The organism is Mesorhizobium waimense (assembly GCF_003601975.1).
GTDB lineage: Bacteria > Pseudomonadota > Alphaproteobacteria > Rhizobiales > Rhizobiaceae > Mesorhizobium > Mesorhizobium waimense.
The window spans coordinates 144,769-171,155 of sequence record NZ_QZWZ01000011.1 but is presented as its reverse complement, the minus strand read 5'-3'; the positions used below and the strand labels follow the sequence as shown (position 1 = coordinate 171,155).

The following is a 26,387-nucleotide window of genomic DNA, read 5'->3' as shown; positions in this document are numbered from 1 at the left end:
TTCTAACCAATTGCCGCTATTTCCAATCGAATAGCGGGAGCCAGGCTTTTGGTGGAGATGGAGAAAAACACCGCGCGACACGCCGTAATGCTGGTTCCGGTGGTGATCGCGGTCGAGATCGCACGGCAATACCCCTCGCTTTCGGCAACCGCATGGCTGGCGGAAAAGCGCGACGCGCTGGAAGAATTCTTTGCCAGGCGCTTCCATGCGATCTGCGGGGCGTCAGCTGTTTTGCTGATCGGCGCGGTCTTGCTGCTCGGCAGCGCCTATCAGATCGCGCCGGCCCGAAGACGTCGGCAAGCGGGGCGCTGACATTCGCCGAAAGCCATCATCTGTCGGGCAATGTGCTGAACTCCTACAATTTCGGCGGCGCGTTGATCTTTCACGGCATCAGGACCTACATCGACGGGAGGACGGACCAGCTGTTCCTCAGCGGATTCACAAAAACCGATGACGAGACGGGCCAAAGCGACGGCAAGCCCCTGCTCGAGGCCCAGATCAAGAAATACGCCATAGGCTGGGCGCTGCTGACGGCCGGCGACAACCGCATCCCCTTCTTCGAGGAACTGGGCTGGAAGCGGGCCTATTCTGACGACTATGCTGTGATCTACCTGCCCCGGCGGCGCCTGATCATGATGCGCCGGCTCGAGCACCGCTTTGCGATTGCCCGAGGCCATACCGTCGTGATAACGAGGCTGCTGCGCGGGTATGATGTAATGGTAGCTTGTCAGCTTCCCAAGCTGAACGCGAGGGTTCGATTCCCTCTACCCGCTCCATTTTGTCCTCCAGAGAGCCTTGGGCGGACCGCAGGGCGCGTAAGATGTCGGCAGCGAACCACAACTGCACTTCCGGCTTTAACAGCTCCTGGATACCGCTCTTGAATTGGCTCTCACAGACGATAAAGGTCATTTCGGAGAGCAATGGTATGTGATATAACCTCTGCTATTACGCCTAGACGTCGAGGATATGTCACACAAGCCTACACAACGCGATCAAGCCCGTGCACTGCTGCAGGACGGCAGTCTGATCCGTCTGCGCGACCTGACCACAGTGGGAGTGAGTCCGGAGACAATGGCCCGCCTGGTTCGCGAGGGCGAGGTCGTGCGGCCCGCGCGCGGACTCTACCAACTGGCAGAAGCCATGCCAGACGCGCGCCGTTCAATCGCCGAAGCTTCGGCGCTGGTTCCCAAAGGGGTGGTCTGCCTCACCTCAGCGCTGCAATTCCATGATCTGACGCTGCAGATGCCCTCAGCCATCTGGATGGCCATTGACCGAACGGGCTGGAAACCGAAAGTCGACTATCCCCCCATCCGTTTTGTCCGCTTCAGCGGCCGTGCCCTCACGGAAGGCATCAAACGGCACCGCATCGAAGGCATCGACGTGCCAGTATTCGAGCCCGCGAAAGCCATCGTGGACTGCTTTCGCTACCGCAACAAGATCGGACTCGACATCGCGCTCGAGGGGCTCCGAGAGGGGCTGAGGACGCGCCAGGTCACGCCGGATCAACTGTGGAAATTCGCCCAGTCTGGCCGGGTCTGGTCGGTGATGCGCCCATATGTCGAGGCAACGGTCGCCGATGGCGCGTGAGCTTCGCAACGTTGGCGCCTCGGTCAGAGCCCGCCTGCTCGACCGTGCTCGCGAGGAGCGGTCCGACTTCCAGTTGCTGCTGACACGGTATGCGCTCGAGCGGCTACTTTACAGGCTCAGCATTTCTACCGAACGCGAACACTTTCTCCTGAAGGGCGCGATGCTGTTTGCGGCCTGGCTCGACAACCCCTTCCGCCCAACGCGCGACCTGGATCTTCTCGGAAGCGGCGATGCGGGTGTCGCCGCAATGGTCGAGTGCTTCCGAGCGATCTGCTCGACACCTGTGCAGGATGACGGCGTCGAGTTCGATGTCGCTGGCCTTACTGCCGAGCCTATCCGCAATGACGCGGAGTATGCCGGCGTTCGTGTCAGGACTGCCGCGACGATTGCCGGCGCACGCGTGCCCATTCAGGTCGACGTCGGCTTCGGTGACGTAGTGACGCCGGCCCCAATCGAGCTTGAATACCCGACCCTGCTCGACTCGCCACCGCCCCGCCTCCGCGCCTACCCGCCGGAGACGGTCGTTGCGGAAAAGTTTGAGGCCCTGGCAAGCCTGGGCGTCGCCAATAGCCGCATGAAGGACTTCTACGACCTGTGGATGATCGCGAGGACCTTCAGCTTTGAAGGGGGCGTTCTATCCTCCGCGATCAGACGAACGTTCGAGCGACGCCAAACGGCCTGGCCGGCCGAGATACCGGCAGGACTGAGCGCTGACTTCGCAGCTGCAAAGAGCGGTCAGTGGCGGGCTTTCCTGACACGGGAGCGCGTGATGGCGGCGCCCGACGACTTCGCTACCGTCATCGATGGCCTACGGGTATTCCTGGCACCACTTCTGACTGAAGGACCGCACACCGGCCGGTGGCCGCCGGGCGGGCCGTGGACTGAATAGCGTCTCCGCTGCCCAAGTTTAGGCATGGGCGATACACAGGGACGGCGCTCAACGGTTTTACAGCGCCGTTGATTTCATTGGATAATTTCCGGTCGAAAATCAGCTCGTTTTACAGCTAAGCCACTGAAATATAAGCGTCACATCCAGCTTCCCAAGCTGAACGCGCGGGTTCGATTCCCGCTACCCGCTCCAGCGTCCGAAGGCTAACAGCGCCACTGCGACCACGTTCACGCCAGCACTCCACACAGGGGCAGGTGCTTTGCCGCCTCTTCGGCTCCCATCCGCATCATGGTGTGCGACAGGCCGCCATGCTCCTCGATCCATTGCCGCACCCAATCGGGGTATTGCGAGATCAGGTAGTTGGCGGCTACCACATTCTGCCGAGCGCCGACGCCATAGGGCAGATGGAAGCCAAAGGATGCATGCAGGGAAACGCAAAGCTGCTCGGCGGGCAGGGACAGGTAGAGCGTGCAGGCGCTGTCGCACGCCCCGTCAAAGCTCACTGGCTCCTCGGCGGCGCGCAGTTCGGCGACATGCAAAGCGAAGTTCACGATCTGGCCACCGGGATTGCCGCTCACGGTCTCCGCGTTCGCGGGTAGCGCCATCAGGACGGCGGCGAAGAGCCCAATCGCCCTGGTCATCAACATCCGTGCGGGCGTCAGGTCTTTATCCATCTTGTGATCTCGCGTTCGTCTCGCGACGCCAACGCTAGCATCAAGATGGTTAACATAAGGCAGTGCTGATCAACCTGCCGATCGGTTCTGTTACACTAGCGCGAGCTCGATCCCCGCCCCTTGCTCCAGTCTTTGGCGCAGAAGGCATCACCGCTCTCATCTGTTGTACGGGTTTGGGAAACGTTGAAGGACTACGGCCATCCGCCGCAGGGTTTAGCCAACTTCCCTCAGGATGAAATCGTGCAGCATCTTCGCCGCCGGCGACAGCACGCGGTTCTTCACCGTGATCAGGCTGTAGGGCCTGACCTCGATGTCGAACTCGGTCTGGACGACATCGATGGCGCCGGCCAGTCCCTCCGGGCTCTGGATGAATTTGGCGACCTGGATCGACACCGGAGCGATAGCGTCGGACTGCGCCACCATCACCAGGGTCAAGAGCAGCGAGCTGGTGTTGAGGATGCGGTCCGGCAGCGCGATGTTGCGGTTCAGGAAATTGCTTTCCATCGCCTGGCGCAGCGGCGAGCCGCCCGACTGGAAGACCCAGTCATAGGCGGCGGTGTCCTCAAGCCGCACCGCCTTGCCCATGCTCAGCGGGTGGCCGCGGCGCACGATCAGGCAGGCTTTTTCGACGCCGATGACGCGCGATTCGAACAGGCGCGGATTGAGGTCGTCGGGGATGCGCGCGATGATGAAATCGTGGCGTGAGGCGATCAGCTCGCGCGCCAGCACATTGGAGGTCTCGACCTGCATGGTGATCTCGATGCGCGGATAGATGCGGCGGATCTCGCGGATCGCCGGCACCGCCAGTTCGATCGCCGGCGCAGTCACCGCGCCGAGGAACACCGAACCGCCCTTGCCCGCCTTGAGCTCGGATATCTCGCGGTCGGCCTCGCGCATCTCGAGCAGGATCGAGCGCGCGCGCCTGGCCAGCGCCTTGCCATAGGGCGTCAGCGTGATGCCGCGCGGCAGCCTTTCGCACAGTTTGACGTCGAGCACCGCCTCCATCTCGGCGATCATGCGCGAGGCGGCGGGCTGCGAGATGTTCATCACCTGCGCGGCTGCACTCACCCGGCCGTGATCGTCAAGTGCTGCGATCATGCGCATATGGCGCAGGCTCAAGCCGCTGCGCAGCAGCGTTTCGCCGTCGCCCGGCTGCTCGTCGTAACTACCGGAAATTCCAGAAGGATTGCGCAATGCCGCCATGATTGTCGCCTGTTCCCGTCGAAGGATCGATCTGTTTTCAATCATATATCAGTTTCGGTATAGCAATCATCAAAGATCGCATTTGACAGTTATGTCAAAGGGACACACCCTTCGCGCGTCCTGGGGCGTGCCAGTCGATGACGAGGAAAATCGTATCGATTGAAAATCAGCGTCCCGGGGCCGATTGGGAGGATACCGGAGATCGATAGACGACAGCAGCGCGCTTGCGCTTCTGCTCGACTGCGCGGCCCGCGAAGCCCCGAGGTGTCGCGTCCATCAACCAGGGAGAGTTACTGTGAAAATCATCAAGACACTGGCCGCCGTGGCGGCCCTTGGCATCGCGGCCATGACGCTGCCTGCGCATGCAGGCGAAGGCCTGGTCGGCGTGCTGATGCCGACCAAGACTTCGCAGCGCTGGATCAATGACGGCGATGCCGTGAAGTCCCAGCTCGAGGCTCTCGGCTACACGGTCGACCTGCAATACGCGCAGGACGACATTCCGAACCAGCTCAGCCAGTTGGAAAACGAAATCACCAAGGGCCCGAAGGCGCTGATCATCGCCTCGATCGACGGCACCACGCTGTCGGACGCGCTGCAGAAGGCCGCTGACGCGGGCGTCGTCGTCGTCGCCTATGACCGCCTGATCAAGAAGACGGCCAATGTCGACTACTACACCACCTTCGACAATTTCGGCGTCGGCGTCATCCAGGCGAATTCGCTGGTCAAGGGCCTCAAGGAGCGCTTCCCGAACACCAAGCCGTGGAACGTCGAACTGTTCGGCGGTTCGCCCGACGACAACAACGCCTTCTTCTTCTACGACGGCGCAATCTCCGTCCTGCAGCCGCTGATCGACGACGGCTCGATCAAGATCAAGTCCGGCCAGACCGGCATGGACAAGGTCGGCACACTGCGTTGGCTCGCCGCCACCGCCCAGGCGCGCATGGACAATCTGCTTTCCGCCAACTACTCCGACGGCAGCCGCGTCGATGGCGTTCTGTCGCCCTATGACGGCCTGTCGCGCGGCATCACCGCCTCGCTGCGCGCCGTCGGTTACGGCACGGACGCTCAGCCCTGGCCGATCGTCACCGGCCAGGATGCCGAGACCGCCTCTGTCAAGCTGATCATCTCGGGCGAGCAGTACTCGACCGTGTTCAAGGACACCCGCGAACTGGCCAAGGCCACCGTCGAACTCGTCGACAAGGTGCTCTCGGGCGGCAAGCCGGAAGGCCTCGATGAAAAGACCTACAACAACGACGTCAAGGTTGTTCCTTCGATCCTGCTGACCCCGCATGATGTCGACAAGTCGAACTACCAGGCGCTGGTGGTCGACTCCGGCTACATCAAGGCCGAAGAGCTGAAGTAATCTCGGTTACAAAGCCAGGGGTCCCGCGTACAGCGGGGCCCCTTTTTGCTAGCGCGGCGAATCCAAAATTCGCATACTAGCCCCCCGGCATTGTTCCGGACCTCGGAGGAGCGGTATTCCTGATGGCCTCGACGATTTTGGAGATGCGCGACATCACCAAGACGTTCCCCGGCGTGAAGGCGCTGTCGAACGTCAACCTCAGCGTCGAGGAAGGCGAGATCCATGCCGTGGTCGGCGAGAACGGCGCCGGCAAATCGACGCTGATGAAGGTGCTGTCGGGCGTCTATGCATCCGGCACCTATGACGGCGCGATCGTCTACCGTGGCGAGGAATGCCATTTCAAAGGCATTCACGACAGCGAACATAAAGGCATCGTCATCATCCACCAGGAACTTGCGCTGGTGCCGATGCTGTCGATCGCGGAGAACATTTTCCTCGGCAACGAACACGCCAAATTCGGCGTTATCGACTGGAATGCCAACGAGACGCGCACCAGCGCCTTGCTCAAGAAGGTGGGCCTTAAGGAGGACCCCAAGACGCTGATCACCAATATCGGCGTCGGCAAGCAGCAGCTGGTCGAAATCGCCAAGGCGCTCAGCAAGGAAGTGAAGTTGCTGATCCTCGACGAGCCGACGGCGAGCCTGTCCGAAAAGGACAGCCAGGCGCTGCTCGACCTGCTGCTCGAATTCAAGCAGCAAGGCATCACCTCGATCCTGATTTCGCACAAGCTCAACGAAGTGAACCGCGTCGCCGACAAGGTCACCATCATCCGTGACGGGCGCACCATCGAAACACTTGCCAAGAAAGACATCTCGGAAGACCGCATCATCACCTCGATGGTCGGCCGCTCGCTCGACGACCGCTATCCGCCGCGCGAGCCGAAGATCGGCGAGACCGTGCTCCAGGTGAAGAACTGGTCGGTCTATCACCCGATCCATGCCGAGCGGCAAGTGATCAAGGGCATCGATATCGACGTGCGCAAGGGCGAGGTGGTGGGTATCGCCGGGCTGATGGGCGCCGGACGCACAGAATTCGCCATGAGCCTGTTCGGCAAGTCGTATGGCCGCCACATCACCGGCGAGGTGCTGCTCAAGGGCAAGCCGATCGATGTCTCCTCGGTGAGCAAGGCGGTGGACCATGGCATTGCCTACGTCACCGAGGACCGCAAGACCTACGGTCTCAACCTGATCGATCATATCAAGCACAACATCACGCTGGCCAACCTTGGCGGTGTGTCGCGCCACGCTGTGATCGACGATTTGCGCGAACTCGCCGTCGCCAACGACTACAAGGCCAAGACCAACATCCGCTCGTCCAGCGTCTATCAGATGACCGGCAATCTATCGGGCGGCAATCAACAGAAGGTGGTGCTGTCGAAGTGGCTGTTCGCCAATCCGGAGGTGCTGATCCTCGACGAGCCGACGCGCGGCATCGACGTCGGCGCCAAGTATGAAATCTACACCATCATCGCCCGCCTCGCCTCCGAGGGTAAGGCGATCATCGTCATCTCGTCGGAGATGCCCGAACTGCTCGGCATCACCGACCGCATCTACGTCATGAATGAAGGGCGCATGGTCGGCGAAATGGCGGCGAGCGACGCCAGCCAGGAAAAGATCATGCGCGCCATCGTTCGGGGAGAAGGAAAAGCCTCATGAGCACCGAAAGCGCTCCCGCGCCGAAAAGCGGCGTCGCCGAAGATGTACAGCCAGGGTCGCGCGTTGCCGTCTCGGCGCTGATCACCAATCTGCGCGAATACGGCCTGATCCTGGCGCTGATCGCCATCATGGTGTTCTTCCAGTTCACCACCTCAGGCACGCTGTTCAAGCCGGTGAACCTGAGCAATTTGGTCCAGCAGAACAGCTTCATCATCGTGATGGCGCTGGGCATGCTCCTGGTGATCGTCTCCGGCCATATCGACCTCAGCGTCGGCTCCGTCGCCGGTTTCATCGGCGCGCTGGCGGCGATGATGATGGTCATCTGGCCACTCGGCCCCTTCAGCAATCCACTGGTTGTGTCGATCATCTGCCTGATCATCGGCGGCGGCATCGGCGCGGCACAGGGCTACTGGATTGCCTATCACCGAATACCGAGCTTCATCGTCACGCTGGCGGGAATGCTGATCTTCCGCGGCATCTGCCAGGCGCTGCTGGGTGGCGGGTCTTCCGTGGGACCGCTTCCGGTTGGCTTCAAGGCGCTCAGCTCCGGCTTCATTCCGGACTTGATCGGCCCCTTGGTGCTGATCCCGCCGACGGTGAATGCGGCCGGCAAGACCATCGTCGGCAGCGGCCTGACGCTGCACATGACGACGCTCGTGATCGGCCTCATCGCCGTGCTCGCCTACGCCTATTTCGGGCTCAGGGCGCGGCGCACGCGCGAGCAGCATGGCTATGAAGCCGAGCCCTTCCCGCTGTTCGTCGTCAAGACCCTGGTGACCAGCGCGCTGGCGCTGTTTCTGGTCTACCAGTTCGCCAGCTACAGGGGCCTGCCGATCGTACTCATGGTGATGGGCGTGCTGATCGCGCTGTTCGTCTTCGTCACCAAACGCATGACGATCGGCCGCCGCATCTACGCAATGGGCGGCAATGCCAAGGCGGCGCAGCTGTCGGGCATCAAGACCGAACGGCTGACCCTGATGGTGTTCGTCAATATGGGCGTGCTGTCGGCGCTTGGCGGCCTGATCATCGCGGCGCGCCTCGGACAGGCGGTTCCGGCGGCGGGCCTCGGCAGCGAGCTCGACGTCATCGCCGCGGTGTTCATCGGTGGCGCGTCGGCCATGGGTGGCGTCGGCCAGGTGATCGGCGCGGTGGTCGGCGGCTTCATCATGGGCGTCATGAACAACGGCATGTCGATCATGGGCGTCAATGTCGACTGGCAACAGGTCGTGAAAGGCCTGGTGCTGCTCGGCGCCGTGGTCTTCGACGTCTACAACAAGAACAAGGGTTAAGGGCGAGGCAACCAGGAAGGCATACGGGTCACATCGCGGCCGTCGGCAACCCGCCGATGCACAGAAGTCCCCTGAGGGACCAGGCCTGCGAGCGCAATCCGGACGAAGAATTTCACCCGTGGCGCGGATTGGTTCCGAGCCGCGCAGGTCAGGGTTTGCCATGCAGGCGGCCGGGCCAAGGCACCAGAGAGAGGGTACATCATGCTGATCTCCCAGATCCTCGACGACGCCGAGACGATCCGCGTCGTTGCCCGCATCGGCGGCAAGACCCGGATCATCAACGGCGCCCGCAGCGTCTATTCCCTGGCGATGGAGGCCGCGCGCACCGGCACCGGGCTCGCCGCGCTGATCGAGCGCAAGGGTTTTGGTGAGGCCGTCGATCTCGACGCCGCCTACAAGAAGGGGCGGCTGCTGTCGCCGATCAACCATCCCGATCCCGCGCATCTGCATCTCACCGGCACGGGGCTCACCCATCTCGGCTCGGCGGCGACCCGCGATTCCATGCACAAGAAGCTCAATTCGGATGGCGAGGAGCAACTCACCGATTCCATGAAGATGTTCCGCATGGGACTGGAAGGCGGCAAGCCGGCGAAGGGCCAGACCGGCGTGCAGCCGGAATGGTTCTACAAGGGCAATGGCACCATGGCAGTGGCACCGGGCGCAGCGCTGATGTCGCCCGCCTTCGCGCAGGATGCTGGCGAGGAGCCGGAGATCGCCGGCATCTACGTCATCGGCGACGACGGCGCGCCGTTCCGCGTCGGCTTCACCCTGTCGAACGAGTTTTCCGACCATGTCACCGAGCGCGTGAATTACCTTTTCCTCGCCCACTCCAAGCTGCGCAATGCCTCGTTCGGGCCGGAAATCCTGATCGGCGACCTGCCGTCAGACGTCAAAGGTTCGTCGCGCATCGTTCGCGACGGCAAGCTGCTTTGGGAAAAGCCGTTCCTGTCGGGCGAGGCGAACATGTCGCACACCATCGCCAACCTCGAGCACCACCACTTCAAATATTCGGCCTTCCGCCAGCCGGGCGACGTGCATGTGCACATGTTCGGCACGGCGACGCTGTCCTTCGCCGACGGCATCCGGACCGAAGCCGGCGACGTTTTCGAGATCGAGGCCGGGGATTTCGGCCTGCCGCTGCGCAACCCGCTGGAGATCGAAAAGCCGGTGAAGGTGGCGGTGAAGGCGCTTTAGGCGCCAACCTTCTCCTTCTCCCTGTGGGAGAAGGTGGATCGGCGCGCAGCGCCGAGACAGATGAGGGGTGCTGGACGGAATGAGACGTTGGTGTTTTCTGGAACACCCCTCATCCCGACCTCGCTTCGCTCGGCCGCCTTCTCCCACAAGGGGAGAAGGCAAGAAGCGCCTCAGACCTCAATAAATATCGAAGTCGAAATATTTGGCCTGGATCTTCTTGTAGGTGCCGTCGGCTACAATGGCGTCTATGGCCGCGTTGAGCTTGTCGCGCAGTGCGGTGTCGTCCAGGCGCACCGCGATGCCGGCTTGCGTCTCGGTGCCCTTGACGTCGCCGACCATCTTGCAGCAGCCGTCGCTCGCCTTCTTCATCCAGTCGACCAGCACGAACTTGTCCGAGATGACGGCGTCGAGGCGGCCGTTCTGCAAGTCGGTGATCGCCTCTTCCTGGGTCGGATAGAGCTTGGCCTCGGCGCCGGCCTTGCCGTAGACGTCCTGGGCGAAATCGGCCTGGGTGGTCGATGCCTGGGCACCCACCGTCTTGCCGGCAAGGGCGGCCGGGTCGGTGGAGGTGAGATCGCTGTCCTTCGGCGCGACGAGCGCAAGCGGCGTCGTATAGTATTTGTTGGTGAAGGCGACCTGCTTCTTGCGCTCCTCGGTGATGCTCATCGACGCAATGATGGCGTCGAACTTCTTGGCCTGGAGGGCTGGAATGATGCCGTCCCAGTCCTGGGTGACGATTTCGCATTCGACCTTCATCTGCGCGCACAGCGCATCGGCGATGTCGACGTCGAAGCCGACGACCTTGCCGTCCGGGGTGATGGTGTTGAACGGCGGATAGGCGCCTTCGGTGCCGATCTTCAGTTTCTCCGCTGCCTGCACCGACATCGAACCGGTGCCGAGCGTCAGCATGGCAGCCGCGGCTGCCGACAGGATCCATCTCGAGATTTGCATGGTCTTCCCCTTATTTCCGTCACCTTGACGGGTCGAGGCACAGCCAAGCATGGCGCGCCCGGTCAGGCAAGCGCGGTCTGGCAGTGGCGGAAAGATCAGCGCGCGGCGCGGAAATGCTTGGACAGTTTCAGGCCCTGTGCCTGGTAGTTCGAGCCGAGATCGGTGCCGTAAAGCGCCTGCGGCCGTTTCAGCATGTGCTCGTAGACCAGCCGCCCGACGATCTGGCCGTGATCGAGGATGAAGGGCACCTCGTGGCTGCGCACTTCGAGCACCGCCCGACTGCCGGTGCCGCCGGCCGCCGAATGGCCGAAGCCCGGGTCGAAGAAGCCGGCATAGTGGACGCGGAATTCGCCGACCAGCGGGTCGAAAGGCGTCATCTCGGCGGCGTAGAGCGGCGGCACATGCACGGCCTCGCGGGACACCAGTATGTAGAACTCGTCCGGATCGAGCACCAGTTCGCCAGCGCCGCTCTTGTAGAGCGGCTCCCAGAAATCGACGACATCCTGCGCGGCGCGCTTGTCGACATCGATCAGGCCGGTGTGGTGCTTGCCGCGATAGCCGACCAGCCCGTCCTTGTCGCCGTCGAGATCGATCGACAGTGCAATGCCGCCGCCGGAAATGTTGGGCGGCTCGGTGGCCACCAGCATCTCGGCATGGTGCAGGTCGCGCAATTCGCTTTCCGACAGCAGCGCGTTGCCAGTGCGGAAACGGATCTGCGACAGCCGCGAGCCGGCGCGCACGACGATCGGGAAGGTGCGCGGGCTGACCTCGAGATAGAGCGGGCCATGATAGCCGGCAGCGATCTTGTCGAACTCATGGCCGCGATCGGTCATAACGCGGGTGAAGATATCGAGCCGCCCGGTCGAGCTCTTCGGGTTGGCCGAAGCCGACACGTTGGCCGGAAGCGCCAGGCTTTCGAGTAGCGGCACGATGTAGACGCAGCCGGTTTCCAGCACCGACCCCTCGGCGAGGTTGATCTCATGTAGCTTCAGCCGGTCGAGCTTGTCGACCACCAAATGATCGGGGCCAGGCAGGAAGGAGGCGCGCACGCGGAAAGCCTTGTCGCCAAGCCTGAGATCGAGGCTGGCAGGCTGGATCTGGTCGGCGTCGAGAGCGCGCGGCGACTTCAGCGCGCCCGATTGGAAAAGCGCGGAAATGTCCTGATCGGGAAGAATGCCTGTCTGCCGCAAAGGCTGGCTCCGCTTCAAGGCCGCTGGTACAAACCTCTTAATCATGCCGGCAATTGACGCAAGCGCGGTGCGGGTCTAAAGGGTCGTTATCCCGTGGTGATTTGGCCGGTCGGCTTGCAGCCACGTTAAATAAGTCGCTAAAGGACCGTTGGCCGCAAGGCCGTATGGACCGGTTGCGACTTTCGCGGCCGGTTTTTTTGTGTTTGGGACAGAGCAATGACCAAGAAGCGCGACTGGAAACCTCAGACGGCACTCGTGCATGGCGGGACCTTGCGTTCCGGCTTCGGCGAGACCTCCGAGGCGATGTATCTCACCCAGGGCTATGTCTACGAGACGGCACAGGCGGCGGAAGCCCGCTTCAAGGGCGAGGAGCCGGGCTTCATCTATTCGCGCTATGCCAACCCGACCGTCGACATGTTCGAAAAGCGCATGTGCGCGCTGGAAGGTGCGGAGGACGCGCGCGCCACGGCCTCCGGCATGGCGGCGGTGACGGCCGCCCTTCTGTGCAGCGCCAGGGCCGGCGACCACATCGTGGCGGCGCGCGCGCTGTTCGGCTCCTGCCGCTGGGTGGTCGAGACGCTGGCACCGAAATACGGCATCGAGGCGACGCTGGTCGACGGCACCGACATCGCCAACTGGGAAAAGGCGGTCAAGCCGAACACCAAGCTGTTCTTCCTCGAAAGCCCGACCAATCCGACGCTGGAAGTGGTCGACATCGCCGCCGTCGCTTCGCTTGCCAATTCGATCGGCGCCAGGCTGATCGTCGATAATGTCTTCGCCACGCCCTTGCAGCAGAAGCCCTTGCAGCTTGGCGCCCACATCGTCGTCTATTCGGCGACCAAACACATTGACGGCCAGGGCCGCTGTCTCGGCGGCGTCATCCTGTCGGACAAGAAGTGGATCGACGAGAATTTGCACGACTATTTCCGCCACACCGGCCCGAGCCTGTCGCCGTTCAACGCCTGGACACTGCTCAAGGGCCTGGAGACGCTGCCATTGCGGGTGCGCCAGCAGACGGAAAGCGCCGGCAAGATCGCCGACTTCCTCGCCGAACGCCCGGAAATCGCCCGCGTCATCTATCCAGGCCGGGCCGATCACCCGCAGGCCGATATCGTCAGAAAGCAGATGACGGGCGGCTCGACGCTGATCTGTCTGGACGTCAAGGGCGGCAAGCAGGCGGCCTTCGCCTTCCAGAACGCTTTAGACATCGTGCTGATCTCCAACAATCTCGGCGACGCCAAAAGCCTGATAACCCATCCGGCGACGACGACGCACAAGAACCTCAGCGACGAGGCACGCGCCGAGCTCGGCATCGGTCCGGGCACGCTGAGGCTTTCGGTCGGACTTGAGGATGCGGACGATCTGCTCGCCGATGTCGAGCAGGCGCTGAAATCCGCCAAATAAAGGGCCCAGACTGCGAATGGACAAACGCCTGAGCGTTGCTTAGGCGCCCTCTTCCAGTTCGGTCATCGCCTTGGTGCGGATGGTCATCGCATTGCCGCGCCAGTCGACGGCGCCGCCGAGCCAGCCGCGCGCCCAGATCGCCGGCAGCATCAGGTCACGCACCATCATCGCCGGGATGGTGCGTGGCGACAGATACCAGCCCTTGGCCCATGCCAACGCACATTCCGGCGCATAGGCGAGCGCCAGGACGCAGAGCGCGGTGAGCGGCAGGCTGAGGCCGGCGCCGGCCGCAGCGACCAGCGCCAGTGCCAGCGGCACGGCCACGCCGGTCAGGATTTCGGGGGCGAAGAACAGCGGAAAGGTGACGCGGCGCAGGCGGGCCCAGCGGGCCTGGCGCGACCAGATTTCGCCGAGACGGCGCTCACCCAGCGGCTGCTCGAAGGGCGAAGCGACAAGATTGACGCGCAGGCCCAGCCCGTTGACCAGCTTGGTCGCGGCGGCGTCCTCTGCGATCTCGGCGGCAAGCGCGCGGATGCCGCCATTGGCGTCGAGCACAGGCTTCTTCCAAAGCATGCTCTTGCCCTGGGCAAAGCCCAGGCCGAGCGCCTCGCCGGTATACTGCCAGCGCGCCTGTAGCGTGTTGAGGAAGGCGCATTCGACCTCGGCCCAGAAGCCATCGGGCCGCGAGCCGATCGGTGTCGAGCAGACCAGGCCGGTGTTCGGCCGCCACGCCGCCATCAGGTGCTGGACATAGTCCCTCGGCATCAGCACGTTGGAATCGGCAAGGATGACCCAGTGGTGGCGCGCCGCTTCCCAGCCCTTGACGCAATTGTTGAGCTTCGGATTGGCGCTGACGCGGTCGTCGCCGACCAGCAGCCGGGCCGGCACTTTCGAAAACCGGACGATCGCCCTGTTTATCAGCTTGACCACCGGATCGTCGGCGTGGGCGACGCAGAAGATCAATTCGTAGCGCGGCCAGTCGAGCGAGAAGGCGCGGGCAAGCGTCTCCTCGGTGAACGGCTCGACGCCGCGCGAGGGGATGACGATCGACACCGGCGGCACCTTGCCGGCAGGCCGCGCAAGCCCGGGCGGCCGCTTCAGCCGGATGGCCGCAAGCAGGATGCTGGCGAGATTTGAAAGAATGAGGGCTGTCGAAAGCAGGGCGGCGGCTATGACGATCAGTTCCATCGAGATCTGGTCACTCCGGAAAAGCCGGCCGGAAGAGGGCCGTTTTGAACAGGTCGACAGAGCGCTTGAGTCGCCCGGCACGGTCCGCGCACACCATCATTGTCATGTGTCACTTAAATGACATTGTTTGGCGGCAGGTGCGCTGAAAGACGGAAGAGACAGGCGCCGCGCTCCGTTGACCTAGTCAAAGAGCGCAATGAAACTTCCGCCAAGGCTGTTTGGAGTAGCTCATGTACCGCGCCATTACGCGCAACATTGAAGTGCAGGTCAGGCCGTTCTATCTCGAGGATCGCTCGGATCCGTCGGAGAACCGCTATGTCTGGGGCTACCAGGTGACCATCGACAACCAGTCGGACGAGTTCGTGCAGCTGATGTCGCGCTATTGGCACATCACCGATGGCACCGGCCGGGTCGAGGAGGTGCGCGGGGCAGGAGTCGTCGGCGACCAGCCCGAACTCAACCCCGGCGACAGTTACCAATATACGTCCGGCTGCCCGCTCTCGACGCCATCAGGCATCATGGTCGGCCATTACACGATGCGCAACAAGCGGGGCGAGACGTTCGACATCGCCATCCCCGCCTTCTCGCTCGATCTGCCGGGCACGCGAAGGACGGTGAATTAGGACAGAAATATTAGGCTTCGGACGGCAGCGCTGCCCCTCATCCGGCTGCCGGCACCTTCTCCCCGTAAACGGGGAGAAGGAACTACGTCATTGAGCCGAGCCGAACTCCGCCGGGTCGAAGTCGTACTGCGTCGAGCAGAATTCGCAGGCGACATGGATGCCGCCATCCTCGGTGCTGTCCTTGATCTCCTGCGCCGAAAAGCCTTCGAGGATGCCGAGGATCTTCTCGCGCGAGCAGGAACACTGGTCGGCCACCGGCACGCCGCCGAAGACACGGACGCCGTGCTCGTGGAACAGCCGGAAGAGCAGCCGTTCGGCGCCGACGGTCGGATCGATCAGCTCGGTCGGCTCGATGGTGCCGAGCAAGGCCAGCAACTCCTGCCAGGAATTGTCGACCGGGTCATGGACCTCATCGCGCGGATCGCCGTCGCCGCCGGAAATGTCCGGCACGCGCATACGCTCCGGCGACTGCGGCAGGAACTGCGCCAACAGGCCGCCGGCGCGCCATTGCTCGCGGGGACCACCGATGCCCGGCGTTACCAGCTTGGCAACGGAAAGCCTGAGATCGGTCGGGATCTGCTCCGACTGGCGGAAATAGGTGCGCGCGGCCTCTTCCAGCGTCTCGCCGTCGAGTTGAACGATGCCCTGATAGCGCTGTGTGTGCGCGCCCTGGTCGATGGTCAGCGCCAGCACGCCGTTGCCGAGCAGCGTCTGTTGCGAGATTTCGCCGGCGGCCGTCAGCGCCTCGAGCCGGTCGGGATCGAAGCGTGCATAGGCCCGCAATGCGGATGGCGTCGAAAAATCCGCCACCAGCATGTCGACCGGCCCGTCGGTGCGGGTCTGCAGGATGAACTTGCCCTCGAATTTGAGCGAGGTGCCGAGCAGTACCGTCAGCACGCAGGCTTCCGCCAGCAAGCGGGCCACCGGCTCGGGATACTCGTGGCGGCCAAGGATGGCGTCGAGCATCGGTCCGAGCTGGACGGTGCGGCCGCGTACGTCGAGCGGGGCGACCTCGAACGGCACGACGTGATCGTCGCCGGCATAACCGAATTCGCCGAGTTGAGGGTGGTGTTCAGTCACTTGACGGGTTTCCAACATGACAAAGCTCCGGCGCGCGGCCATGCGGCCCGGAGGGGCACATGCACCGAAACGCGCTCAATTTGCGTGATGGCCCGCAGATAGGCATCACACCTCCGGAGATCAAGCGCCCAGGCACCAGGCCAAAACCGCCTTCTGGGCGTGCAGCCGGTTCTCGGCTTCGTCGAACACCACCGAATGCGGCCCGTCGATCACCTCGTCGGTGACCTCCTCGCCGCGATGCGCCGGCAGGCAGTGCATGAACAGCGCGTCGGGCTTTGCCTTGGCCATCAACGCGGCATTGACCTGGTAGGGCAGGAAAACGTTGTGGCCGCGGGCACGATGCTCCTGGCCCATCGACACCCAGCAGTCGGTGACGATGCAATCGGCCTGATGGACGGCTTCCTCGGGCGAGCGGGTGAAGCTCAGCTTGCCGCCATGCGCCTTCGACCAGTCGACATGCTTCTCGTCCGGCTCGCTGCCTTCCGGCACTGCGACATTGAGGTTAAAGCGGAAGCGTGCGGAGGCTTCGAGCAGCGAATGCAAGACATTGTTGCCGTCGCCGGTCCAGGCAATGGTCTTGCCGGCCACCGGACCGCGATGCTCCTCGAAGGTCATGATGTCGGCCATCAGCTGACAGGGATGGGTGTCGTCGGTCAGCCCGTTGATGACCGGAACGGTGGCGTTCTCGGTCAGTTCGAGCAGGCGCTCATGCGAGGTGGTGCGGATCATGATGGCGTCGACATAGCGCGACAGAACCTTGGCCGTGTCGGCGATGGTCTCGGAGCGGCCAAGCTGCATCTCGGTCCCGGTCAGCATGATGGTTTCGCCGCCGAGCTGGCGCATGCCGACGTCGAAGGATACGCGCGTGCGCGTCGACGGTTTGTCGAAGATCATCGCCAGCACTTTGCCCTCGAGCGGCTTGGTCCGCTCGCCGGCCTTCAGCCTGGCCTTTCGCACCACCGCATCGTCCAGCATGAAGCGCAGGTCGCCTTCGGAAACGGCGGACAGGTCGGTGAAGTGGCGAACGCTCATCGGGAATGGTTCCAGGATTACTTCGCGGCGGCCGCGGCGATGGCGTCGGCCAGGCCCTTGGCGCCGGCGCGGATGCGGTCGAGCGCCTCGCTGATCTCGGCGTCGGTGACGGTGAGCGGCGGCAAAAGGCGGACGACGTTGTCGCCGGCCGGAACCGCCAGGAAATGCTGGTCGCGCAGCGCCATGTTCACCTTGGTGTTGGGCATCACGCATTTCAGGCCGAGCATGAGGCCGGTTCCCCTGATGCCCTCGATGACATCGGGGAATTCGTCGGCGACGCCGGCCAGCCCCTGTTTCAGGAGCAGCGCCTTGCGCTGCACATCCTCGAGGAAACCGTCCTCCAACACCACGTCGAGCACGGCGTTGCCGACCGCCATCGCCAGCGGATTGCCGCCGAAGGTGGTGCCGTGAACGCCGGCGGTCATGCCGACCGCGGCTTCGTCGGTGGCGAGGCAGGCGCCCAACGGGAAACCGCCGCCGATACCCTTGGCGATCGCCATGATGTCGGGCGTCACACCCGTCCATTCATGCGCGAACAGCTTTCCCGTGCGGCCGATGCCGCACTGGACCTCGTCGAAGATCAGGAGCAGGCCGTGCTGGTCGCAAAGCTGCCGCAACCGCTTCAAGGATTGCGTCGGCACCGGGCGTATGCCGCCCTCTCCCTGCACTGGCTCGATCAGGATGGCGGCGGTCTCCGATGTGATCGCCTTTTCGGCCGCCTCGATGTCGTCGAAACCGACCTGGTCGAAGCCCTCGACCTTGGGGCCGAAGCCTTCGAGGTATTTGTACTGGCCGCCGGCGGCGATGGTCGCCAGCGTGCGGCCGTGGAAGGCGCCTTCGAAGGTGATGACGCGGAAGCGTTCGGGATTACCCTTGACGAACTGGTAGCGCCGCGCCGTCTTGATGGCGCATTCCAGCGCCTCGGCGCCGGAATTGGTGAAGAACACCTTGTCGGCGAAGGTGGCGTCCGCCAGGCGTTCACCCAGCCGCCTCTGCGCCGGTATCTCATAGAGATTGGAGACGTGCCACAGCTTGCCCGCCTGTTCGGTGAGCGCGGCGACCAGATGCGGATGGCTGTGGCCGAGCGAATTGACCGCGATGCCGCCGGCAAAATCGAGATATCGCTCGCCCTTGTCGGTGAACAGCCAAGTCCCCTCCCCGTGGTCGAAGGCCAGGGGTGCGCGGGCAAAGGTCTCGTAAAGCGCCGAACCGCTCATTATATGCGTCTCCGGTACCGGAAAATCAAAAAAGCCGCCAAAGCGGCGGCCTTCGCGGCTTATCGTGTTTTTCGGCCATGAAGTCAACGAAAACGTCGCGCATAGGCGCGCGGCACGCCCTCCGACAGGACACCGGCTCATCAGCGACCGGGCAAGTTGGGGAAAACCCTAAAAACTGATTCGTGTTGCCTTTGGGACTCTTGTCAGCGAGTCAGCGCATGAGGTATTTGTAGTCGAGAAATAACTAGATTTCGTGCGGCGGACCCAATCACCCGGTATATGTGGTGTTGTCTGCCCGGCGAGAGCCGGGACGGGAAAGGATTCCGACCGCCGCACGCTTAAGCAGGAGCGCGGTCTCATGAACTGGACTGACGAGCGGGTAGAACTTCTCAGGAAACTGTGGTCGGAGGGGCTGAGCGCCAGCCAGATTGCCGCACAGCTCGGGGGCGTCAGCCGCAACGCGGTCATCGGCAAGGTGCATCGCCTGAAGCTGTCGGGCCGCGGACGCGCGACGGCCAACCCCGCGCGCCAGAAGAAGGCAGTGCAGGGATCATCCGTCCAAAAGTCGGTGTCGCGCGCCGCAAGCACGCAGCGCCACGTCACCACCTCGATCGGCGCAAACGCGCTGCAAGTGCAGTTCGATGCCGTACCGGTGGCGCGCCACTACATCCGCCCGGTCGAGAACGTCGTCGTACCGATTTCCCGGCACCTGCAACTGGTCGAACTGACCGAGCGCACCTGCAAATGGCCGAATGGCGATCCGCTGTCGGAAGACTTCAACTTCTGCGGCAACGATGCCGCCGAAACCGGCCCCTACTGCAAGTATCACGCAAGGGTGGCGTTCCAGCCGGCGGCGGAGCGGCGGCGGAGCCGCTGAGCGGCGTGAATAGTGAGTAGTCGTGAGGGAATAGTCGACGAGCGCCGCAGGCACCGATCACTACTGACTACTCGCTACTCACTCCTTCACAGCCAGCCGTTCTTCCTGAACCGCCAGTACAGGAACGAGCAGATCAGCGCGATCGCCCCCAGCACGACCGGATAGCCGTATTCCATCTTCAGTTCCGGCATGTCGTTGAAATTCATGCCATAGATGCCGGCGAGCGCCGTCGGCACCGCCAGGATGGCAGCCCATGAGGCGAGCTTCTTGGTGTTCGCCGTTTCCTGGCTCTGGCCAACCAGCAGGCTGGCCTCGAAGGCGAAGGCCAGAACTTCCCGCAAGCTGTCGATCTTCTCCTGGACGGTGCGGATATGATCGGTGACGTCGCGAAACAGCGGGTGCATGGCGGCATGGATCTGCGGCAACTCGGCGCTGGTCAGCCGGCGGCAGACCTCCACCAGGGGAAGAGCTGCATTGCGCAGGCGCAACAGATCGCGGCGCAGCATATAGAGCCGCTCGATATCGGGGCCGGTCATCGGCTGCAGCAGCACCCTGTCCTCGATCGCTTCGACTTCGTCGTCGATCTGCTCGAGCACCGGCATGTAGTTGTCGACGATGAAGTCGAGAATGGCATAGAGGACGAAATCCTCGCCCTTGGCCAATGAATGCGGGCAGCTTTCCCAGTGCTGGCGAACGGCGGCATAGGAGGTCGACGGGCCGTGCCTGACGCTGACGATGTAGCCGGCGCCGACGAACAGATGCGTCTCGCCGAAGGTGACGCGGCCATCGATCAGCTGGGCGGTGCGGGCGACGATGAACAGGGCGTCGCCATATTGCTCGATCTTCGGCCGCTGGTGCGGATGTTCGGCATCCTCGATCGCCAGCTCATGCAAATGGAATTGCGCCTGGACGCGCAGCAAAAGGTTGCGGTCCGGTTCGAGGAGCCCGATCCAGACGACGTGGCCGGGCTTGGCCGCCCATTCGCCGGCCTCCTCGATCGGAATGTCGGCGATGCGCCGGCCGGCGGTATAGACGCTGGATGCGATGATGCCGGATGTCGCCAGCGGGGCCGCGGTCAGGTTCCGAACGTTTTCCATCGCTACCTCCTCGAGGCATGGCCTCGGGTCAGGATCAGATACGTTCGGGGAAGCTTAGCCTAAATTAGCCGGGGGTTCGAGGGGACGTCGTTCACTTAGCCGGAACGGCGCTGGGAAGGACAATCTTGTCCGTCTTGTCGCCCTTCGGCCGCTCGGCCGCCATCTGGTCGCCGGTGACGATGTAGTAGATGGTCTCGGCGATGTTGGTGGCGTGGTCACCGATGCGCTCGATGTTCTTGGCGCAGAACAGCAGATGCGTACAGGGCGTGATGTTGCGTGGATCTTCCATCATGTAGGTCAGGAGTTCGCGAAACAGCGAGGTGTACATGGCGTCGATCTGGTCGTCGCGATCGCGGACGAAGCCGATGTTCTCGACCGAGCGCGAGGCGTAGACGTCGAGCACTTCCTTGAGCTGCGTCAACGCCAGGTCAGCCAGGGCCTCGAGGCCGCGGAACAGGCTGGTCGGCTGGCGCCCGTCGGTGACGGCCACCACCCGCTTGGCGACGTTCTTGCCGAGGTCGCCGACGCGCTCGATGTCGGCGGAGATGCGGATCGCGCCGACGATCTCGCGCAAATCCGTCGCCATCGGCTGGCGCTTGGCGATGATGACGATCGCCTTGTCGTCGATCTCGCGCTGTCCTTCATCGAGGACGACGTCATCTCGGATGACCTTCTGGGCGAGACCGGGATCGGCATTGACCAAGGCGGTGATCGCCTGCTCGACCATGCGTTCGGCATGCCCACCCATCGCAGCGATCCGCTTCGACAGGTATTTCAGCTCTTCGTCATAGGCGCTGACGATATGCACGGACTGCATGGACGAAATGCCTTCCCCGGAATCTTCTGGCTCGAGTCGTTTCCTCGAATCCTATGCTGATACGCGCGCCGGATGACAGAAAGAAGAAACGGCCAGTTAGTAAATAGTACAGCCTTAGCGCGCCGGCAAATGAACCGAGAACGCCGCGCCCTTGCCGACTTCCGACTTGATCGACAGCCTGGCGTTGTGGCGTGTCAGGATGTGCTTGACGATCGACAGTCCCAGGCCCGTGCCTTTCTGGGTGCGGCTGTTCTCGACATCGACCCGGTAGAAGCGCTCGGTGATGCGCGGGATATGCTCTTCGGGAATGCCGGGGCCGTAGTCCCTGATGGTCACATCAATGCCGGCTTCGGGGCCGGTCTCGGTGCGGGCGATCGACACCGTGACGCGCCCACCCGACTGCCCGTACTTGCAGGCGTTCTCCAATAGGTTTTCAAAGACCTGGAAGAGCTCGTCACGATCTCCCGGCACGTCGAGCGGCCCCTCGACGAAATCGCGTTCGATGACGACGCCGGTTTCCCGGGTAAGCGGCCCAAGCGAGTCGATGACGCTGTCGATGGTCTGGCGCAGATCGACCTCGGTTCCGGGCTTCAGATAGGGCTTCATCTCCAGCCGCGACAGCGACAGGAGATCGTCGATCAGGCGCGCCATGCGGCCGGTCTGGTTCTGCATGATCTGCAGGAACTGGTCGCGCGCCGCCGGATCGCCACGGGCCGGCCCCCTCAGCGTTTCGATGAAGCCGGATATCGAGGCAAGCGGGGTGCGCAGCTCGTGGCTGGCATTGGCGATGAAGTCGGCGCGCATCCGGTCGATCCGGCGCGCCTCGCTCTGGTCCTTGAACACCAGCACATAGAGATCGGTGGCATGGCCGACCGAGGACGCACTGACCCGGTAGGCCCGCTCGACCGGCAGCTTTTCGGTGTAGTCGACGACATCCGACGCCACGGTCCCCGAGAGCACGCCATCCAGCAAGGCCTGCATTTCGGGGGCGCGGAATTTCAGCGACAGCGTCATGCCCGGCGCGATGCCGCCGAAGGCGGCGAAAGCGGCCGCGTTGGCGTGAACGATGGTGGCGGTGCGGTCGAAGATGATCAGCGGGTCTGCAACGGCGGCGGCGAGATATTCCCCGGAAAGCCGCTGCAGCCCGCTCGCCTCGATCGCCGCCGCATCTTCGGCGGAGTGACGCGCAGAACCGGAAGGCAACAGCGCCGCCGCAAGCAGCAGCGCCAGCGCCGCCAGAACGACATAGGCCGACATGCCGGCAAAGCCATAGACGGCGAGCACCGCAACGAAGCCGGCGGCCAGCAGCCAGCGGCCGTTCCACAGCCGTGCCGTGACAGCCTGCGCCATCGTTTGCCGCTCTGCGCCGATGTCAGCCATTCGCGCGTCCCGTGCCCTGCTCCGGTCGCTGGAAAACTTCCGCTGGACCGGATTTGAGGCTCCCCATAGCATGAGTCCGCAAGCTGAAAAGGTTCGTCTCGATGAAAAAACCCAAGGAAAGTCCCGCCCCGCCACCGGCACAGGGTCCGCTGAAGATCAAGATCGACGGCAAGGAGCGGGAGTTCGACATCGAGGATCCCGTGCTTCCGGACTGGATTGAGGACAACAAGCTGACCGCGGGCGGCTACCCCTATGACAAGAAAATGAAGGGCGCCGAATATGACGAGACGCTCGAGAAGCTGCAGATCGAGCTGGTCAAGGCGCAGGCCTGGCTGCAGGCGACCGGCAAGCGGGTGATGGCGCTGTTCGAGGGACGCGATGCCGCCGGCAAGGGCGGCACGATCTTCGTGCTGCGCCAATACATGAACCCGCGCACCGCGCGCAACGTGGCGCTGACCAAGCCAACCCCGACCGAGGTTGGACAGTGGTACTACCAGCGCTACGTCGACCACTTCCCCACTTCAGGAGAGTTCGTCACCTTCGACCGCTCCTGGTACAACCGCGGCGGTGTCGAGCCGGTCATGGGCTTCTGCACCCCCGAGCAGCACGAGAAATTCCTCGACGAGACGCCGCATTTCGAGCGGATGATCTGCAATGAGGGCATCCATTTCTTCAAGTTTTGGCTGAACATCGGCCGGGAGACGCAGCTCGAACGGTTCCACGACCGTCGCTACAGTCCCTTGAAGAACTGGAAGTTCTCGCCGATCGATACCGCCGGCATCGGCAAATGGGACGACTACACCAAGGCGCGCGACCTCATGGTCGAGCGCACGCACAAGGAATTCGCGCCCTGGATCATCGTGCGGGCCAACGACAAGCGACGGGCGCGGCTGGCCGTCATCCGGCGCATCCTATTGTCGCTGCCCTATGACGGTCGCGATCTCGATGTTGTCGGCAAGGAAGACAAGAAGATCATCGGCGAAGGGCCATCATTCCTGGAGAAATGACTGGCCTGGAAAAATAGCGGGTCTGGAAAAACGCGCCTAGAGAGGTTCAGCGATTGATAGAATCGCTGAACCTCTCTAACTCTTTGTTTTTACGCAATTCCGGACGGAAAACCGCTACACGCTTTAGCCTTCCTCCGGATCGGCCCATTTCGGCGACGATCTACTTACTGGCCAGGCGCCTTTATGCCGCCAGCCGGGCAATCCGCTGCAGCCGCTTCAGGGTGGTGTCGTCCTGCAGCGCCTGCTGGAACAGCGATATCTCCTGGTCGATGCGGTCGCACAGCACGTTGGTGTCGCCCTTGAGCAGGCCGCGCGTCTGCAGGAGTGCCGCGACCGGCTTCTTGGCGAGCTGCCTTGCCCTGAGAAGAGCCGCTTCCTCGGCACCGCCGTTTGCCACGATCTCGCCGACCAGGCCGAGCGCCTTGGCGTCTTCGGCATGAAGCGTGTCGCCCAGGCAGAAGAAGCGGAAGGCGCCGGCATAGCCCAGCTTCTGAGGTGCCAGGATGCTGGTTGCCGCGTCCGGCACCAGGCCGAAATCGACAAACGGCACCCGGAACGTGCTGCCACTTGAAGCGATCACCATGTCGCAATGGAACAGGATGGTGCAGCCGACGCCGACGGCATCGCCGTCCACGCAGGCAAGTACCGGCTTGGGAAAGGTCGCCAGGGTGCGGAACATGTCGGTGACCGCGGCGATCAGCTGCTGATGCTTGGTGGCGTCGAGGAATTCGGAAAAGTCGCCGCCGAGGCAGAAGCAGCCTGCCAGGCCGCGCAGCACCACGACGCGGACGTCATCATCGACGGCGGCCTCGTGGAAGGTCTTGGCCAGGCTCGCATAAGCGCGCCTGTCGAGTACGGGCCGGCCATCGTCCGAGGAAACCGTGACGATCAGCGCATGGCCGCGCAATTCGGGTTGCGGGTGGGTATTCATGGCGGGTCTCCAATCTCACGAGGCCTGTTTCATTCCGAGCCTGTCGGGGTATCCCCTGGCCAGCACCGGCGCGTGATGATTGCGGCGCGAACGCACGACATCGAGTGTATGTTGGTTGAAGGTGAGCAGCGTGGCGACGACCTGCTGGTTGCCGTAGGTGCGCTGGTAGCCGAGCGGCGTCGCCAGGAAGTGCAGCTGCAGCGCCCGCAGGACCCACATCGGCTCGAATTCGATGATGACCTTGTTGACGTTGCGCGGCAACCCCCATTCGACGAAGCCGGCGATCAGCTCGGTGCCGACGGTCGACACACCGCGCTTGCCGTCACGAAAGCCCGGCGCCACCGCATAGCGGGTCAGTTCCCAGACATTCGGCCCCGAGGGCGGCGTCCCTTCATAGAGGTCCGCCAGCACTTCGGTCAGAAGATGTGCCCGCGTCGTCGGCAGCATCCGCTGATAGCCGGCGAGTTCGCCGTTGCGGATGACGACCTGGTGCACCGCCTCGTCATGGTCGAACTGGTCGATCTCGAGGCCATCGGGGCGCTGAAGATCGCTCCACCCCATTTCCTCGACGAAGATCCTGTAGCGTAAACGATGGACGGCCTCCCATAGGTCGGGACGATCCATCAATTCCTGTGTGGTGAGGGAAAAAAGCATTAGCCGTCTCCTGGTTTCAAGAGGAAGATACGGCCGGGCTTTCCCGAAAAAATTACGCGATCACGTAGGCAAGAATTTCTAGGCCGGCGCGGCCGAACTAACTAATATAGCCGCGCCTAATCGCTTCCGCGACCGCCTGCACCCGATTGACGGCACCAAGTTTGCTTTTGGCGTTAAGGAGATGTTTCTCCGACGTGTGCTCCGAGATGCCTAGAATTTGAGATATCTCCCACTCGGACTTGCCGACGGCGGCCCATTGCAAGCATTCGCGCTCGCGCGGCGTCAATTCAATGTGATCGATGGTCTTGCCCGCCATCGTGTGGATTTGCATGGCGCGGCCGATCGCATAGGTCGACACCAGCGACACGATTCCGAACTCGGCCTCTGAAAGTTCGACGGCCTCGCCGCCCAGCGACACCATGACGATCAGGCCGTCGAGGGTAATCAGCGGGAAGGCCAGGCCGTCGCGCAGCTTGAACTCCCTGGCGTCGCCCATCACTTCGCCGCTGCTCTTGTCGATGCGGATGCTTTCGGACGCTTCGCTCCACTGGAACGGCGCCTGAAGCTGCTTCATGTGGCTGACGACGGGGTCATGATCGACATAGTTGCGCGCCACGTAGCGCTCCAGCCATTCGCCCGGCCAGTCGCACAGCAGCACGTGGTCCTTCTGCTGGCCGCGCGGCGTGCCTGGCTGTGGAACGGTTCCCGCCATCAGCGCCGTCAGGCCGAAGTTCGACGTGACGCCAAGCAGCCTTTCACAGACCGCGGCCGCCGTGTTGGCGTGCTGCAGCTGATCGATGTATTCCAGTGTGCGATCGAAATGACCCATCGCAACATCTACCCCATGTTGCCTGTCGCCTCAGAGAGATCGATGGTAGATGCCCGACATGCGCTTCGCCATCAACCCCGGATTGCAAAGCTGCACCGCTTTCGTGACGCCGGCGAATGCCTCCCTTTCGGCGGCGCCGCGCTGCTATTTGCAAACCCACTAAATCATACGCTTAAATCAGCAAGTTGAAATCAAAAACCATTGTGCCTGCGCCATTTTCGTACGAAAAGCCGAAAGCATGACGGGCGGAGTTCTA

Annotated in this window: 26 protein-coding genes, 1 tRNA gene and 1 riboswitch; of the genes, 12 read left to right on the top strand and 15 right to left on the bottom strand. The window is 62.9% G+C overall.

Annotated features, from left to right (window positions below):
- Positions 1-48: 48 nt before the first annotated feature.
- Positions 49-312: a hypothetical protein gene (locus D3227_RS42705; RefSeq protein WP_245451774.1), complete on the top strand. Its 264-nt coding sequence runs from the start codon at positions 49-51 to the stop codon at positions 310-312.
- On the opposite strand, the gene D3227_RS42700 is transcribed toward D3227_RS42705, so the two are convergent.
- Complete coding sequence (locus D3227_RS42700; RefSeq protein ID WP_245451773.1) at positions 270-677, bottom strand: hypothetical protein; 408 nt, start codon at positions 675-677, stop codon at positions 270-272. The two genes, D3227_RS42705 and D3227_RS42700, sit on opposite strands and share 43 nt — an antisense overlap.
- Positions 678-702: 25 nt before the next feature.
- Here D3227_RS42700 and D3227_RS16345 point away from each other — a divergent pair.
- The 3 genes from D3227_RS16345 (at position 703) to D3227_RS16335 (ending at position 2,476) form a co-directional block, all read left to right on the top strand.
- Positions 703-776, top strand: a tRNA-Gly gene (locus tag D3227_RS16345).
- Between the two features lie 190 nt (positions 777-966).
- Positions 967-1,587, top strand: coding sequence for a type IV toxin-antitoxin system AbiEi family antitoxin domain-containing protein (locus D3227_RS16340; protein WP_120015124.1), 621 nt, complete (start codon positions 967-969; stop codon positions 1,585-1,587).
- The gene (locus tag D3227_RS16335; protein WP_120015123.1) at positions 1,577-2,476 is read left to right on the top strand and encodes a nucleotidyl transferase AbiEii/AbiGii toxin family protein; all 900 of its coding nucleotides are present in this window, start codon (positions 1,577-1,579) and stop codon (positions 2,474-2,476) included. The genes D3227_RS16340 and D3227_RS16335 overlap by 11 nt, the downstream gene beginning before the upstream one ends.
- 227 nt (positions 2,477-2,703) lie before the next feature.
- Here the strand turns inward: D3227_RS16335 and D3227_RS16330 are convergent, their stop codons facing one another.
- Together D3227_RS16330 and D3227_RS16325 are read right to left on the bottom strand one after the other, a co-directional pair.
- A complete protein-coding gene (locus tag D3227_RS16330) occupies positions 2,704-3,150 on the bottom strand; it encodes a hypothetical protein (protein WP_147377610.1) in 447 nt (148 codons plus the stop codon).
- Positions 3,151-3,363: 213 nt separating this feature from the next.
- Positions 3,364-4,353: a LysR family transcriptional regulator gene (locus D3227_RS16325; protein ID WP_120015162.1), complete on the bottom strand. Its 990-nt coding sequence runs from the start codon at positions 4,351-4,353 to the stop codon at positions 3,364-3,366.
- A gap of 295 nt (positions 4,354-4,648) precedes the next feature.
- Between D3227_RS16325 and chvE the strand changes: the two genes are divergently transcribed.
- The 4 genes from chvE (at position 4,649) to araD1 (ending at position 9,854) form a co-directional block, all read left to right on the top strand.
- Positions 4,649-5,716 (top strand): multiple monosaccharide ABC transporter substrate-binding protein, encoded by a 1,068-nt coding sequence (gene chvE / locus D3227_RS16320; RefSeq protein WP_120015121.1) that lies wholly within the window; start codon positions 4,649-4,651, stop codon positions 5,714-5,716.
- Positions 5,717-5,838: 122 nt separating this feature from the next.
- A complete protein-coding gene (gene mmsA, locus D3227_RS16315; protein WP_120015120.1) occupies positions 5,839-7,371 on the top strand; it encodes a multiple monosaccharide ABC transporter ATP-binding protein in 1,533 nt (510 codons plus the stop codon).
- Complete coding sequence (mmsB, locus tag D3227_RS16310; protein WP_120015119.1) at positions 7,368-8,660, top strand: multiple monosaccharide ABC transporter permease; 1,293 nt, start codon at positions 7,368-7,370, stop codon at positions 8,658-8,660. The genes mmsA and mmsB overlap by 4 nt, the downstream gene beginning before the upstream one ends.
- A 201-nt stretch (positions 8,661-8,861) precedes the next feature.
- Positions 8,862-9,854, top strand: coding sequence for an AraD1 family protein (araD1, locus tag D3227_RS16305; RefSeq protein ID WP_120015118.1), 993 nt, complete (start codon positions 8,862-8,864; stop codon positions 9,852-9,854).
- Between the two features lie 177 nt (positions 9,855-10,031).
- Here araD1 and D3227_RS16300 read toward each other — a convergent pair whose 3' ends face one another.
- Positions 10,032-10,805 carry an ABC transporter substrate-binding protein gene (locus D3227_RS16300; RefSeq protein ID WP_120015117.1) on the bottom strand — a complete coding sequence of 258 codons (774 nt, stop codon included), beginning with the start codon at positions 10,803-10,805 and terminating at the stop codon, positions 10,032-10,034.
- Between the two features lie 95 nt (positions 10,806-10,900).
- A complete protein-coding gene (locus tag D3227_RS16295; protein WP_208646381.1) occupies positions 10,901-12,040 on the bottom strand; it encodes a 2'-deoxycytidine 5'-triphosphate deaminase in 1,140 nt (379 codons plus the stop codon).
- 38 nt (positions 12,041-12,078) lie between these two features.
- Positions 12,079-12,156: riboswitch (SAM riboswitch) on the top strand.
- 55 nt (positions 12,157-12,211) lie between these two features.
- Between D3227_RS16295 and D3227_RS16290 the strand changes: the two genes are divergently transcribed.
- Positions 12,212-13,399, top strand: a complete 1,188-nt coding sequence (locus D3227_RS16290; RefSeq protein WP_120015116.1) for an O-succinylhomoserine sulfhydrylase — start codon at positions 12,212-12,214, stop codon at positions 13,397-13,399.
- Between the two features lie 39 nt (positions 13,400-13,438).
- Here the strand turns inward: D3227_RS16290 and D3227_RS16285 are convergent, their stop codons facing one another.
- On the bottom strand, positions 13,439-14,587 hold the full coding sequence (locus tag D3227_RS16285) for a ceramide glucosyltransferase (RefSeq protein ID WP_120015115.1): 1,149 nt from the start codon (positions 14,585-14,587) through the stop codon (positions 13,439-13,441).
- 230 nt (positions 14,588-14,817) lie between these two features.
- On the opposite strand from D3227_RS16285, the gene apaG reads away from it, so the two are divergent.
- Positions 14,818-15,210, top strand: a complete 393-nt coding sequence (gene apaG / locus D3227_RS16280; protein WP_120015114.1) for a Co2+/Mg2+ efflux protein ApaG — start codon at positions 14,818-14,820, stop codon at positions 15,208-15,210.
- Positions 15,211-15,297: 87 nt separating this feature from the next.
- Here apaG and D3227_RS16275 read toward each other — a convergent pair whose 3' ends face one another.
- The 3 genes from D3227_RS16275 to D3227_RS16265 all read right to left on the bottom strand — a co-directional run bounded on the left by D3227_RS16275 (position 15,298) and on the right by D3227_RS16265 (position 18,539).
- On the bottom strand, positions 15,298-16,332 hold the full coding sequence (locus D3227_RS16275; protein WP_120015113.1) for an Hsp33 family molecular chaperone: 1,035 nt from the start codon (positions 16,330-16,332) through the stop codon (positions 15,298-15,300).
- A gap of 78 nt (positions 16,333-16,410) precedes the next feature.
- Positions 16,411-17,322: an ornithine carbamoyltransferase gene (gene argF / locus D3227_RS16270; RefSeq protein WP_006199941.1), complete on the bottom strand. Its 912-nt coding sequence runs from the start codon at positions 17,320-17,322 to the stop codon at positions 16,411-16,413.
- 17 nt (positions 17,323-17,339) lie between these two features.
- On the bottom strand, positions 17,340-18,539 hold the full coding sequence (locus D3227_RS16265; RefSeq protein WP_120015112.1) for an aspartate aminotransferase family protein: 1,200 nt from the start codon (positions 18,537-18,539) through the stop codon (positions 17,340-17,342).
- Between the two features lie 358 nt (positions 18,540-18,897).
- On the opposite strand from D3227_RS16265, the gene D3227_RS16260 reads away from it, so the two are divergent.
- The gene (locus D3227_RS16260; protein WP_120015111.1) at positions 18,898-19,416 is read left to right on the top strand and encodes a GcrA family cell cycle regulator; all 519 of its coding nucleotides are present in this window, start codon (positions 18,898-18,900) and stop codon (positions 19,414-19,416) included.
- 86 nt (positions 19,417-19,502) lie between these two features.
- Here D3227_RS16260 and D3227_RS16255 read toward each other — a convergent pair whose 3' ends face one another.
- The 3 genes from D3227_RS16255 to D3227_RS16245 all read right to left on the bottom strand — a co-directional run bounded on the left by D3227_RS16255 (position 19,503) and on the right by D3227_RS16245 (position 22,710).
- A complete protein-coding gene (locus D3227_RS16255) occupies positions 19,503-20,513 on the bottom strand; it encodes a magnesium and cobalt transport protein CorA (protein ID WP_120015110.1) in 1,011 nt (336 codons plus the stop codon).
- Positions 20,514-20,604: 91 nt separating this feature from the next.
- On the bottom strand, positions 20,605-21,330 hold the full coding sequence (phoU, locus tag D3227_RS16250) for a phosphate signaling complex protein PhoU (RefSeq protein ID WP_120015109.1): 726 nt from the start codon (positions 21,328-21,330) through the stop codon (positions 20,605-20,607).
- A 114-nt stretch (positions 21,331-21,444) separates the two neighbouring features.
- Positions 21,445-22,710 carry an ATP-binding protein gene (locus tag D3227_RS16245; protein WP_167480719.1) on the bottom strand — a complete coding sequence of 422 codons (1,266 nt, stop codon included), beginning with the start codon at positions 22,708-22,710 and terminating at the stop codon, positions 21,445-21,447.
- A 101-nt stretch (positions 22,711-22,811) separates the two neighbouring features.
- Between D3227_RS16245 and ppk2 the strand changes: the two genes are divergently transcribed.
- The gene (gene ppk2, locus D3227_RS16240) at positions 22,812-23,717 is read left to right on the top strand and encodes a polyphosphate kinase 2 (protein WP_120015107.1); all 906 of its coding nucleotides are present in this window, start codon (positions 22,812-22,814) and stop codon (positions 23,715-23,717) included.
- A gap of 181 nt (positions 23,718-23,898) precedes the next feature.
- Here ppk2 and D3227_RS16235 read toward each other — a convergent pair whose 3' ends face one another.
- The 3 genes from D3227_RS16235 to D3227_RS16225 all read right to left on the bottom strand — a co-directional run bounded on the left by D3227_RS16235 (position 23,899) and on the right by D3227_RS16225 (position 26,131).
- Positions 23,899-24,648, bottom strand: a complete 750-nt coding sequence (locus D3227_RS16235) for an enoyl-CoA hydratase-related protein (protein WP_120015106.1) — start codon at positions 24,646-24,648, stop codon at positions 23,899-23,901.
- Positions 24,649-24,663: 15 nt separating this feature from the next.
- Complete coding sequence (locus tag D3227_RS16230) at positions 24,664-25,302, bottom strand: acyl-homoserine-lactone synthase (RefSeq protein WP_120015105.1); 639 nt, start codon at positions 25,300-25,302, stop codon at positions 24,664-24,666.
- 97 nt (positions 25,303-25,399) lie between these two features.
- Complete coding sequence (locus D3227_RS16225) at positions 25,400-26,131, bottom strand: LuxR family transcriptional regulator (RefSeq protein ID WP_120015104.1); 732 nt, start codon at positions 26,129-26,131, stop codon at positions 25,400-25,402.
- Between the last annotated feature and the right edge of the window lie 256 nt (positions 26,132-26,387).